This window comes from Flavobacterium sp. FlaQc-48 (assembly GCF_044007335.1).
Lineage (GTDB): Bacteria > Bacteroidota > Bacteroidia > Flavobacteriales > Flavobacteriaceae > Flavobacterium.
Genome location: NZ_JBIPCR010000003.1, coordinates 192,467 through 204,759, shown reverse-complemented (window position 1 = coordinate 204,759; position 12,293 = coordinate 192,467). Strand labels below are relative to the sequence as shown.

The 12,293-nt window shown below is 35.6% G+C and carries 10 protein-coding genes; 7 read left to right on the top strand and 3 right to left on the bottom strand.

Features of this window, described 5'->3' with window-relative positions; translation table 11 throughout:
- The first annotated feature begins 877 nt into the window (after positions 1–877).
- On the top strand, positions 878–2,038 hold the full coding sequence (wrbA, locus tag ACHRWY_RS06245) for an NAD(P)H:quinone oxidoreductase (RefSeq protein ID WP_395353396.1): 1,161 nt from the start codon (positions 878–880) through the stop codon (positions 2,036–2,038).
- Positions 2,039–2,544: 506 nt separating this feature from the next.
- Here the strand turns inward: wrbA and ACHRWY_RS06240 are convergent.
- A complete protein-coding gene (locus ACHRWY_RS06240; protein ID WP_395353395.1) occupies positions 2,545–3,198 on the bottom strand; it encodes a hypothetical protein in 654 nt (217 codons plus the stop codon).
- Between the two features lie 266 nt (positions 3,199–3,464).
- On the opposite strand from ACHRWY_RS06240, the gene ACHRWY_RS06235 reads away from it, so the two are divergent.
- The 5 genes from ACHRWY_RS06235 (at position 3,465) to ACHRWY_RS06215 (ending at position 7,817) form a co-directional block, all read left to right on the top strand.
- Complete coding sequence (locus tag ACHRWY_RS06235; protein WP_395353394.1) at positions 3,465–3,956, top strand: nuclear transport factor 2 family protein; 492 nt, start codon at positions 3,465–3,467, stop codon at positions 3,954–3,956.
- 262 nt (positions 3,957–4,218) lie between these two features.
- Positions 4,219–5,601 (top strand): ammonium transporter, encoded by a 1,383-nt coding sequence (locus ACHRWY_RS06230; protein WP_395353393.1) that lies wholly within the window; start codon positions 4,219–4,221, stop codon positions 5,599–5,601.
- A 372-nt stretch (positions 5,602–5,973) separates the two neighbouring features.
- On the top strand, positions 5,974–6,651 hold the full coding sequence (trmB, locus tag ACHRWY_RS06225; RefSeq protein WP_213306424.1) for a tRNA (guanosine(46)-N7)-methyltransferase TrmB: 678 nt from the start codon (positions 5,974–5,976) through the stop codon (positions 6,649–6,651).
- 41 nt (positions 6,652–6,692) lie between these two features.
- Complete coding sequence (locus ACHRWY_RS06220) at positions 6,693–7,328, top strand: LysE family transporter (RefSeq protein WP_395353391.1); 636 nt, start codon at positions 6,693–6,695, stop codon at positions 7,326–7,328.
- A 162-nt stretch (positions 7,329–7,490) separates the two neighbouring features.
- Positions 7,491–7,817 carry an MGMT family protein gene (locus tag ACHRWY_RS06215; RefSeq protein ID WP_395353390.1) on the top strand — a complete coding sequence of 109 codons (327 nt, stop codon included), beginning with the start codon at positions 7,491–7,493 and terminating at the stop codon, positions 7,815–7,817.
- Between the two features lie 138 nt (positions 7,818–7,955).
- On the opposite strand, the gene ACHRWY_RS06210 is transcribed toward ACHRWY_RS06215, so the two are convergent.
- The gene (locus ACHRWY_RS06210) at positions 7,956–9,281 is read right to left on the bottom strand and encodes a sensor histidine kinase (RefSeq protein ID WP_395353388.1); all 1,326 of its coding nucleotides are present in this window, start codon (positions 9,279–9,281) and stop codon (positions 7,956–7,958) included.
- 162 nt (positions 9,282–9,443) lie between these two features.
- Complete coding sequence (locus ACHRWY_RS06205) at positions 9,444–10,790, bottom strand: sigma-54-dependent transcriptional regulator (protein ID WP_395353387.1); 1,347 nt, start codon at positions 10,788–10,790, stop codon at positions 9,444–9,446.
- Positions 10,791–10,947: 157 nt separating this feature from the next.
- Between ACHRWY_RS06205 and ACHRWY_RS06200 the strand changes: the two genes are divergently transcribed.
- A complete protein-coding gene (locus ACHRWY_RS06200; protein ID WP_395353386.1) occupies positions 10,948–12,192 on the top strand; it encodes an efflux RND transporter periplasmic adaptor subunit in 1,245 nt (414 codons plus the stop codon).
- Positions 12,193–12,293: the final 101 nt, after the last annotated feature.

Sequence of the window (12,293 nt, the reverse complement as noted above, 5' to 3'; positions counted from 1 at the left end):
ACATAGAGACATAGGATTTGTAAACTTAAAAAGGCATTTCATTTGTTTAAACAAACATAGCTATGTGTCAAATCTTGATTTGTGTTTAACTATCTTTTATTCATTTTTTGATCCTATGTTTCTATGTGTTTAAATATTTTTTTATGCAGATTAAGCAGATTGCTTCGCCTGTTCGTTATCGCTCGGGTGAGCAGATTTTATTTTCTAATCTTTTTATACGCGGATATTTTTTAAACACATAGAAACATAGATTTTGTAAACTTTAAAAAAGTCATTTCATTTGTTTAAAAACACATAGCTATGTGTCAAATCTTGATTTGTATTTAACTCTCTTTTATTCATTTTTTGATCCTATGTTTCTATGTGTTTAAAATATTTTTCACGCAGATTTTATCTTCTAATTTATAAGTGTTCGAAACCTTTTGCTCTGAAAGAGCTTTAGCAATAGCATGGTGCGAAGCACTATGAATGAAAACCGATAATTGTTTAAGCCCTGTAAGGGCAAAAGCCTAATTTAAAAGGAATATTTCTCTTATTTTACAATATGCTTTCTGAAAAAACACCTATTTGCTTTGAATCTATATGGTCTATTTGCTTTGGCTCTTTCAGGGCAATTTTTATTTTGATTTAATTCGTAGTGCGTTGCACTACGCTAGTGCTTTTAGGGCTTTCAGCCCATTTTAAAAGTTTTGTACACTCACAATCTTCTAGCAGATCAACAACAAAGAATGCAAAGAAAAACACGATTAACATAATAATAACGCTTTTTGGTATTGTAAGAAGTAATTTTGCAGTCCCAAAAAAGAAACTTGGTTTTTAAAATAAAACAAGCTTCTTAATTGAGATTATCCATTACAAATTATTTAAAATTACCCTCATGAAAAAGCAACTACTTGTATTATTAATTGCAATATTTATAGGTTTTGGTGCCAATGCGCAAACAAAATCATCAGAAACCAATGTGCTGGTTTTGATTTATTCTCAAAACGGCGGAACGTATAAAATGGCGAAAGCAATTGCCGAAGGGGTTCAGGAATATCCCAATACAAAAGCGACTTTAAAACGTGTTCCTTCGATAAATCCTAAAGAGAAACTAAATGCTGATGTAGAGAAATTACCTGTTGCAACGATCGAAGAATTGGCGAATTATGACGGAATCGCGTTTGGAAGTCCGGTGCATTTTGCGAATATTAGTGCTGATATGAATTACTTTTTCAACCAGAGTATTCCGCTTTGGACATCGAGAACTCTGGAAGGAAAACCGGCAACCGTATTCATGTCGGCAGGATCAGGCGCAGGAAAAGAAGCTGCGATTTTGTCTTTCTGGAATATTCTTGCCTCACACGGAATGGTGATTGTACCAACCGGAATTATGGGAACGGCTACTTTAGACAAAACGGTTCCTCAGGGAAATACGCCTTTTGGAGCAACTTCACTAGCGGGATCTACCGGAACTCGTCCGTCGCAAAGCGAATTGAATCTGGCTAAGGAACAAGGAAAAGCTTTGGCAAGAGTGGCTTCGGGATTGAAAAATACAGAGAATATAAAGTCTGTAAAAACGACTTCGGCAGAAACTAAAAGCGATATCAACAAAACATTAAAAGACAATAATATTGTACTTCCTGAAGCTCCTAAACCGGTTGGAAATTATGTTCCGTTTACGATTTCGGATCATAAAGTATACATTAATCAGGTGGCATTGAAAGACGGAAAGATTCTAAATCCGGGAAAAGTTGGCGCGACGGTTAGCGAAGATCAGGCGAAAGAAGCCACGTACCAAACGATGCTGAATGTAATTGCTGTTTTGAAAGAAGCTTGCGGAGGCGATTTGAACAAAGTAAAACAATGTGTGCAGCTTACAGGATATTTTAATACGACTCCGGAATATACACAACATGCGGGACTTATGAATTCGGCTTCGAATTTGACTGCTTTGGTTTTTGGTGAAAAAGGAAAACATGCAAGAGCAACTATTGGTGCGGCTTCGTTACCGATTAATTCGGCTGTTGAAATTCAGGCGATTTTTGAAATTGAATAAGGGTTTATTGGTTTACAAATGGAAATAAATTGGGGAACGTTTTTATGTTGTCCCTACGGGACAAAATTGTGATTCGCAAATTGTTTTTCTACCAACATGTAATCTCTACGAGATATTTTTTTATTGAATATATTATTAAAGAAGAGATTTCACATTTTATAAACATTCCCAACGTTTTCAATCGCTCGAACACAATACATTTTTCACGATTCTTATCCCACGCCTGAAACCGTAGGTAATAATTGAAAATATTGATATTCTAAATAATAACTCCGCTAGGAGTTAAATATTGGTAGAAAAAAATTATACAGTAAGTATTAATGTCCCGTAAGGGACTACACCTATATTTGTTATAACACAATCGATGTTTTTCGCGTGAGGGATAGAAGCTGGCTACCGAAGTAGCGCGGATAGCCCGACAGCAATAAAAAAAGGGGCCGACTAAGCGATTTGCATAGTTGGCCCCTTTTTTTATTGGTGGCACGCCCAGATTATTGACGTAAATATTATGATTTTGGCAATGGAGCTCCAACGGCAACATCACATCTGTGACCGGGTTTTCCGTGTGCAGGGTTCATTCCGTCTGCTACTGCTGTTTCTTCGGTACTTAATAAGGCCGGAACTGCATTATTTGCAGGTGGTGGCGTTACGGTAAATTTTTGTGATACGCTTCCGCTTTGATCTGTATTGGCAACGGGCTGTTTTGCTACAGGAGAATTTAAAGGTGCTCCAACCGGAATATCACATCTGTGTCCGGGTTGTCCGTGCGCAGGATTCATTCCTTTGGCTACTTTTGTTGGTACTGTGGTGGTGGTTACCACTTGTTGCTGGCCTCCATTTACTTGTACCGTTTGCGGTTGCTGCGTAGTTGTGGCTTGTCCTTGTGTTGGAGCGGAATTTAATGGCGCACCAACAGCAATATCGCAACGATGTCCGGGTTGTCCGTGTGCAGGATTTATTCCTTTTGTATCACTCAATACGGTATTCGGATTCGTTGCCGGCATTTGAACTACAGATTGTGTTTTTGTGGTATCTTTTGCTAATCCTAGTTTGACCAATTCAGATGCTGGTGTACTTGCCTGTGGTTCCAGTTCTTTCTTGCAAGAGGTAAAAACCAGAGAAGTAACAAATATTGAGGTGATAAGTATTTTTGAATTCATGATGTATCGATTTTAAAGCAATCAAATATACTAAGATTTCACCATATAAGTAATATAAGATTTTCTCGTTATGCCGATTTAATGGCTGGGCCGAAAATTTCGCGCAAAGACGCAGAGGCGCTAAGTTCTAAACTTACAAAGAAAAAACTCTGCGTCTTTGTGCGATTAAACGAATCCCAACAAAAAAACTCTGCACCTTTGAACCTGTATACCTTTGCACCTTTGAAAAAAATATTTGCTAACTTTAAACCAAAACAAAACCTTTTATGAAAAAATCAATCCTTCTTTTATTATTCGTTGCGACTTTTGCAAATGCACAAACTTCTGAAAAAGACAAAGTCAATCAAACTCTGGACACCTGGCACAAAGCGGCTGGTGAGGTAAAATTTGATGCTTACTTTGATTTAATTGCCGAAGACGGAATTTTTATTGGAACCGATGCTACCGAAAACTGGACCAAAAAAGACTTTAAAGTTTGGGCAAAACCATTTTTTGACAAAGGGAAAACCTGGAATTTTACCGCTCTTGAACGTCATATCTTTTTTGATAAAACCGGAAAAATTGCGTGGTTTGATGAATTGCTGAATACGCAGATGAAAATTTGCCGCGGTTCTGGTGTTTTGGTTAAGGTTGGCAAAGAATGGAAAATTCAGCATTATGTTTTATCGATGACCATCCCGAATGACGAGGTGGATGCGGTTACGAAGATAAAAGCACCTATCGAAGACGTTTTGATTGCTAAGCTTCAAAAAAAATAAACATTTTTGAACTTTGTTCTTATAATCCTAACTTTTCTAGCGCTTTACAGCATTAGATATCAAATTAATTATAATACAATTGGCAATTTTATCCTTAATTTAGAAGTTCAAAATAAGATTGTCTCAAAAAAACAGATCGAATTTTACAAAATTGACTAAAATAAAAGCACCACCTCTATTTTAACAGCCCTGAAAATCAAAATCTTTATTTTTTTTTAACTTTGACCCCAAAAAAAATAGGGTTAAATAAAGTATTTGAAAAATGAAAATAGAAAAACGCTGGATCATTTCCTTTATTATTATAAGTATTGTTTGTATTACCGGTGCATTCTGGCCAACTGTTACCACAAATAGTTATGTATTGTCTGAATTTGGAACAACCGATCATATTGTTCCTGCCGATGTCGCCTGGATGTTAACTTCGTGTTGTCTGGTTTTGATCATGACTCCCGGATTATCTTTTTTCTATGGCGGAATGGTGGGCCGCAAAAATGTGATCTCGACCATGTTGCAAAGTTTTATTTGTTTGGGTGTTGTAACACTTTTATGGGTTGTAGTGGGTTTTAGTCTGGCTTTTGGCGATCCTGTAGGTTTTGGTTCCGGAGAACACTTTTATAGTTTTTTTGGAAACCCCACGACTTTTGCTTTTATGGATTATGTGGGCGTTTTGCCTCATAAAAAATTGGCAAGTACGATTCCGTTTATGTTGTTTGCCTTGTTTCAAATGAAGTTTGCGATTATTGCTCCGGCAATTATTACGGGTTCGTTCGCAGAACGTGTTCGTTTTATATCATATTTATTGTTCATCAGTTTGTTTACCATCTTTATTTATGCGCCTTTGTGCCATTCGGTTTGGTATCCTACGGGGGTTTTAGGAAGTTATTTTGGTGTGAAAGATTTCGCCGGAGGAACTGTAGTACACATGAGCTCCGGATTTGCTGCTTTGGCAGGGGTTATCGTTTTAGGAAAAAGAAAAAATAGTGCTCATATACCAACCAATATTCCGTTTGTATTATTAGGAACGGGAATGTTATGGTTTGGATGGTTCGGTTTCAACGCTGGTTCAGCCCTTGCTGCCAACGGAACTGCCGCAATGGCTTTTGCCACAACCACAACTTCATCTGCCGCTGCGATGTTAACCTGGGTTTTCTTTGACCGCATGAACGGAAGAAAAGTTTCGGCCTTAGGTGCTTGTATCGGGGCTGTTGTAGGTTTAGTAGCTATTACTCCAGCCGCAGGGTTTGTATCGGTTCCTGAAAGTATGTTTTTTGGGTTTATTACCGCTTTGGTTTCGAATTCAGTGGTAAACTGTCGTTTCTCGAAAAGATTTGATGATACACTTGACGTTTTTGCCTGTCACGGTGTAGGCGGAATCATGGGAATGATCCTGACTGCTATTTTTGCTCACGGCGAAGATGCTAGTTTATTACACGGCGGATGGAACGTTTTTGGTCACCATATGATGGCATTGGTTCTGGTTTCGATCTTTACGTTCTTCGGCGCTTATTTCTTATTCAAGGTAACTAACTTTATAATTCCGCTTCGTGTTTCTGAAGAAAACGAACATATTGGTCTTGATTTATCGCAACATGATGAAACGCTGGATCCAAAATTAAAACCTATTACTGAAGCGCATTACGGGTAAAAATAAATTTGCCACAGATTGCACGGATTAAAATGTTTTTTTTTAATTAAAACATATGTAGTCCCTACGGGACAATATTTAGCGTGGTAATAATCGTTTTCTCCCAATATTTAACTCCTAAAGAAGTATATCTCGCAGAGATTATATGTTGGTAGAAAAATAGACAAAGCCCCATATTGATGTCCCGTAGGGACTATACCGGATTAGATAATCTACATTAAAAAATCTTTTTAATCCGGGATTCCGATAGCTATCGGGAGTGGCAAAAAAAATTAGCGAAAATTCGTGTAATTCACAGCAAAAAACTTTAAACACCGTTGCGCTATTTTCATTCGTTTATATTCCTTAATTTTGCTGAAAATTTTTGTAAAAGTGGGAAGTAAAAATAAACTAAAAAGATTCAGGGAAAACGAAACATTTGAAAACGTTTTTCAACCAACCAGAGAAGAAGTTGTAGGCGATTTAATGCCTTTGAAAGGGAAATGGAACTCTGATTTCTTTAAAAATGATAATCCATTAGTTTTAGAATTAGGATGTGGAAAAGGTGAATATTCTGTTGGATTAGCAGAAAGATATCCTGACAAAAATTTTATCGGAATTGATATTAAAGGTGCGCGTTTCTGGAGAGGTGCTAAAACTGCTGTAGAAAACGGACTTCATAACGTTGCTTTTATTCGTACTCAAATCGAATTGATCGACCATATTTTTAATGAAAATGAAGTGGATGAAATCTGGATTACTTTTCCGGATCCGCAAATCAAGTACAAAAGAACCAAACACAGAATGACCAACTCTGAGTTTTTGAAATTGTATAAAAAAATCCTTAAAAAAGACGGTGTTGTAAACCTTAAAACCGATAGCGAATTCATGCACGGTTACACACTCGGATTGCTTCACGGTGAAGGACATGAGGTTTTATATGCAAATCATAACGTGTATACAAACGAAGGAAGCCCTGAGGAAGTTACTGCTTTTCAGACTTTTTACGAGAAACAATATTTAGAAATTAATAAGGCAATTACGTATATTCGCTTTAAAATTAAAGACTAATTTAATTTTAAGAACGTTTTTCCAACCCATTAAATAACTGAATGGCATTACTTACCCCATTACTTTCAGGTTTTATTGCCGCTTTCATTGGGATTATTCCGCCTGGTCTAATCAATATGACAGCTGCTAAAGTGAACATGAAAGAGGGAAAAAAGAACGCCTTATGGTTTGTTGCCGGTGCGGTTTTAGTGATCTTTTTTCAGGTTTCCCTTGCGGTATTATTCGCTCAGGTAATTGACAATCGCCCTGATGTAGTGACATTATTACGCGAAGTTGGGTTTGCTATTTTTTCGATTTTAACGATTTACTTTTTGTTTATAGCGAAAGAACCAAAAGCCAAAAAATCTAAGATTAAAAAGAGCAGTAAAAAAAGCCGTTTCTTTTTAGGGATGTTACTGTCAGCCCTGAACTTTTTCCCGATTCCGTATTATGTTGTGGTGAGTGTAACCTTAGCTTCTTATCATCTTTTTGCATTCGAAAACAACATTATTTTTACTTTTGTATTTGGATCTGTTTTAGGATCTTTTGCGGCTCTATACAGCTACATTGGTTTCTTTGGAAGAATCGAAAAGAAAACCGATTACATCATGCGAAATATGAATACCATTATAGGAAGCATTACGGGTTTAATCGCTGTTATAACACTTTTTAATATTCTGAATTACTATTTTAGTTAACAATATTTTCTAAAGATTAAAAATTCAGGTTTTATAAAATTGAACCATTAAGAAAAATTAAGCCCGCTTTATAAAACTTCACTTTCTTCATTATTTTTCAATAAAAAGTTAAGCTTTCTCTTAATGAACCTTAATATCTTAATGGTAAAATAATTTAAACATATGGCTGAAGATAATTTTTTTGAGAGAGTTTATGCGATCGCCAGACAAATTCCGTACGGAAAAGTAACTTCTTATGGCGCTATTGCAAAAGCTTTAGGAACCGCCCGTTCTGCCCGAATGGTGGGCTGGGCAATGAATGCCTGCCATAATATGGAAGATGTTCCCGCGCACAGAGTCGTGAACAGAAAAGGTCTCCTGACCGGAAAACACCATTTTGACGGAACTAATTTAATGCAGCAACTTCTCGAAAGTGAAGGTATTGAAGTAGTCGACAATCAAATTATAGATTTAGAGAAACACTTTTGGACGCCGGAAATTGAACTTTAAAGGTTTAGCTTTTTTATTCTCATTTTTTGTCATCCCGAGGTACGACAAAAATACGGGCTTTAACTTTGACAAAGATCCTGAAACGTTTTTAAGTCAAAGCTAATATGAACTTACATCACTTATATGGTTCAAAAAAACTCAAATCAAACAAATCACAAAACTCGTTTTATCTTCATCAGTCTGGTAGCTTAAATAGCCGCCGTGCGCTTCGATGATGTTTTTAGAAAGTGTTAATCCAATTCCGGCGCCGTCTTTTCTGGTCGTGAAGAAAGGCAGAAATACTTTATCCCGAATCTCATGGTCGATTCCTTTTCCGTTGTCTGAGATAGTGATAAAAAAACGGTTGTTCTCTGTATAACTGGACAAAAACATTTTCTTTTCGGCCTTTTCTTTCAAAGCATAGACACTATTCGTTATTAGATTAATAATCACTTGTTCGATCTGGCTTTTATCAATCAAAATAGAACGGGAACTATTAATTTCGTTTACCAGTTCGATATTTTCTGCTTTTAGAATCGGGCTCATAATGCGCATACAATCCTCTAAAAGTACATTTATTGGCGTCATTTGTTTTGTTGGAGTCGGAAGCATGGCTAGTTTCCGGTAATTTTCGACAAATACCTGCAAGTGATCACTTCGATTGATAATGGTCGAAATGCTGCTTTTGATGTCATCGAAATCATCTTCTTCGAGTTTTTCCTGATCTACGATCTGCAATAAATTCTGCGAAAGCGCGCGAATTGGCGTCAAAGAATTCATTAATTCGTGTGAAATAATTTTCATCAGATTTATCCAGGCTTCCTTTTCTTTTTTCTCAATGACACGCTGAATACTATCCAATAAAATAATGAAATATTCTTTTTCATACGTTTTGGTATAGGATGTTTGCAGCATAAAAGTCTGTAAGTCCTGCTCTTCTATCTTAATCGAAATTGCCGATTTTAATTCGGTGAAATCCGTTTTTTCTATTTCATTACATAACGATGGCAAATAATTTCTTAGATACTTCCAATGACTTACTTTTGGCACTTTAAATAAACGCGAAAAACAATCGTTCATTAAAAAAATATTCCAGTCTTCGTTTTCTTTTTCAAGAATTAAAGTCGCAGTATCTATGTTATTTAATATCGATTTATAAATAAGTTCTTTTGAAGTCTGATCCTGTTGCTGGTATTTTAAGGTATCGTATAAAAGATATAAGTTGCTAAATTTCTGCTCTTTATACTCTTCCGGAAAATTGGTCGAAAAATCCTTCTGCAAAATAGAAAGCAATATTTTATCGTAAAACAAAGCATGGTTTTTGATATAAAAATACATCTCAAACAACAGTAAGCATATAAAAAAACCAACCAGAATAGCATTGTAATAAAGCGTTTTATAAATCAAAAAAACGCAAAAGAAAAAGGGTATCATCATAAAGAGAACCCTTATAAACAATGCATTATAGAATTTCCAGTTTTTCATGATTTTACTTTTTTTATGCTTAATAATGCTGAAAAATTTAATCGCAAAGGTCGCAAAGGGTTTACGCAAGGTTCGCATCAACAGCTTTGCGAACTTAATAAAGCCAACTGCAAACACAGCAAAAAAATACTTTGCGTGCTTTGCGGTTAAATCACACTGTGTTTAAATATTTTTTAAATCGTATTTCTCGATTCTTCTGTACAATGCGGCTCTTGACAATCCAAGCTCCTCAGCTGTTTTACTGATGTTTCCGTTGTATTTAAAAAGTGTTTTTTCGATAGCACTTTTTTCCATTTCAGATAAAGGATTTTCATCGTTTTCCTGAATTTCTTCGAAATCCAGAATATCCAGATTGGTGACAGAAATGGTATTATTATCGGCCAGAATCAAAGCACGTTCTATTTTGTTTTCCAGCTCACGAATATTTCCTTTCCAGGGGTATTTCTCTAAATATGGCGCTACATTATCTTCAAAGTGCCAATTTTCCTGATTGTATTTTTCGGCAATCTTATCCAGGATAAAATGCGCCATTGGTACAATATCATCTTTTCGTTCGCGTAACGAAGGCAAATGAATTTCCATTGTATTAATGCGGTACAGCAAATCTTCGCGGAACGTTTTGTTTTTAACCTCAGCTTTTATATCACTATTCGTGGCTGCAATTACACGAACATTCAAAGGTCTTGCCTTACTTTCTCCCAAACGCGTAACGGTTTTCGTTTGCAAAACGTGTAATAATTTAGATTGCAAATGCAACGGAATATTCCCAATTTCATCCAGAAAAATAGTGCCGCCGGAAGCAATTTCAAATCTTCCGGCTGTATCTGTTTTAGCGTCTGTAAAAGCACCTTTAGCATAACCAAAAAGTTCACTTTCGAATAAATTATCACTTAAAGATCCTAAATCAACATGCACAAAAGGCTGTGCTTTCCTTTCTGAATTAAGGTGAATAAACTCAGCAAAAACATATTTTCCGGTTCCGTTTTCTCCCAGAATCAAAACATTGGCATCTGTTCTGGCTACTCTTTCAGCAATAGAATAGGCTTGTTTAATTTTTAAGGAACTTCCAACAAAATAGTTTTTCGCTGTTTTTTCGGTTACATTTTTTTTAGTATTCTTTCTACTTTCGGCTACAGCCTTATCAATTGTTTCCAGCAATTTTTCGTTGTTCCAGGGTTTTAAAACATAATCAAAAGCACCAATTTTTATCCCCTCGACGGCAGTATCAATTTTACCAAAAGCGGTCATTAAAATCACGACTGTGTGTGGCGAAAGCGTTTTAATTTCTTTTAGCCAATGAATCCCTTCCCGCCCATCTTCAAAACCAATTCGATAATTCATGTCTAATAAAACCACATTTATTTCATTTTCATTCAAAATAGAAATGATTTTTTTGGGGCTGTTTGCCGTAAAAATGGTTTCAAAATGCTTTTTGAGAATCATTTTTGCCGAAAAAAGAATTTCTTCCTGGTCGTCAACGATTAATATTTGGGCTTGTTTTTTTCGCATGATGTCTTTTTTTGTTCGATAACGAACGGTCAACTGTTCATTATCGAACACTTCTTTTTTGGATGGTTTTTAAAGCTTCTTTAAAATCAATACTTTACAAATAATAATTTTTATGGCACAGTATTTACCTATTGGTAATCAGTAAATTATTAAAGAAATGGACAAAGTAATTCCTCGTAAAAATAGAAAATTTAGATATCTCACAATAGCAATTGGAGTTTTTTTAGTTTTGGCAACCATCGTATTTTTTTCGTTTAATACTAAAAGAAGCTTAAATGTAAAAGCAGCAGAACTAAGTATCCAGAAAGTTGAAAAAGCTTTTTTTGAAGATTTTGTAGTTTTTCAGGCCAAAGTAGAACCCCTGAACGTAATGCTGGTGAATGTGACAGAAGGAGGATCTGTAAAAGAAATTTTTGTCGAAAATGGCGCCATGGTGACCAAAGGTCAATCGCTGGCCCGTTTGTACAACCCAAACACAGAACTGAATTACCTGACTCAGGAAACGGCAATTATTGAACAAATCAACAATTTGAACACAGGAAAACTGAATATTAGAAATCAGGAATTAAATTTGAATAAAGATTTGGTATTAATCGAACATGACTATAATGACGCTAAAAGATTATACGACATGAATGCCAGATTATATGAAAAAGAGGTGATTTCAAAAAATGACTGGAATACATTTAAAGAAAGTTTACGTTTTCAGGAAGAACGAAAAAGAACCATTCAACAGAGTATTCAAAAAGAGAAACAAACCAATCAGATTCAGATTTCACAAATCAACCATTCGATTCAGACTATGGAAAAAAGTCTGGATATTTTAAGAAACAACAAAAAGAACTTTTTGATTATCGCTCCGGAATCCGGCAGATTAACTTCTTTTCAGCCTGTTTTAGGAAAGACGTTTCAGGCTGGCGAAAGCATTGGAAAAATAGACTCTAAACAAGGTTATAAGCTGACTGCCGATGTAGATGAATTTTATCTGGAAAAAGTACGTGAAGGTTTAAAAGGGCAAGTAGAATTTAAAGGACAAAATCTTGAAGTGATCGTAAGCAAAGTAATTCCTGAAGTAAAAGGGGGACATTTTATTGTAGAACTGGCTTTTACCTCTAAAGAAAATATCGTGCTGCAGGACGGACTTAGTTTTGGCGTAAAACTTATTTTATCCGAAAAAAGCAAAACCCTTGTCGTTCAAAAAGGAAGTTTTAATCAGGAAACAGCAGGAAAATGGATCTTTGTTGTAAAAGGAAACAAAGCCGTAAGAAGAAACATAAAATTAGGAAGAGAAAATCCTTCGTATTATGAAGTGCTGGAAGGTTTAAAAGAAGGTGAATCTGTGATTACCTCATCTTATACTGACTATAAAGACATCGAGGAGCTGGCTATTAATTCTCAGTAACAGTTTGCAGTCTCAGTTTACAACTTACATTTTACATTTTACAATCAATAAAGTTTCAATCATCAATCAAAAAACACAATCAACAACACCTAAACATTTTA

Coding starts and splice junctions, on each gene's coding strand:
- ACHRWY_RS06215 (WP_395353390.1), top strand. CDS start 7,491: ATGGCTGAAGATAATTTTTTTGAGAGAGTTTATGCGATCGCCAGACAA.
- ACHRWY_RS06220 (WP_395353391.1), top strand. CDS start 6,693: ATGGCATTACTTACCCCATTACTTTCAGGTTTTATTGCCGCTTTCATT.
- ACHRWY_RS06205 (WP_395353387.1), bottom strand. CDS start 10,790: ATGCGAAAAAAACAAGCCCAAATATTAATCGTTGACGACCAGGAAGAA.
- ACHRWY_RS06240 (WP_395353395.1), bottom strand. CDS start 3,198: ATGAATTCAAAAATACTTATCACCTCAATATTTGTTACTTCTCTGGTT.
- ACHRWY_RS06230 (WP_395353393.1), top strand. CDS start 4,219: ATGAAAATAGAAAAACGCTGGATCATTTCCTTTATTATTATAAGTATT.
- ACHRWY_RS06200 (WP_395353386.1), top strand. CDS start 10,948: ATGGACAAAGTAATTCCTCGTAAAAATAGAAAATTTAGATATCTCACA.
- ACHRWY_RS06210 (WP_395353388.1), bottom strand. CDS start 9,281: ATGAAAAACTGGAAATTCTATAATGCATTGTTTATAAGGGTTCTCTTT.
- wrbA (WP_395353396.1), top strand. CDS start 878: ATGAAAAAGCAACTACTTGTATTATTAATTGCAATATTTATAGGTTTT.
- ACHRWY_RS06235 (WP_395353394.1), top strand. CDS start 3,465: ATGAAAAAATCAATCCTTCTTTTATTATTCGTTGCGACTTTTGCAAAT.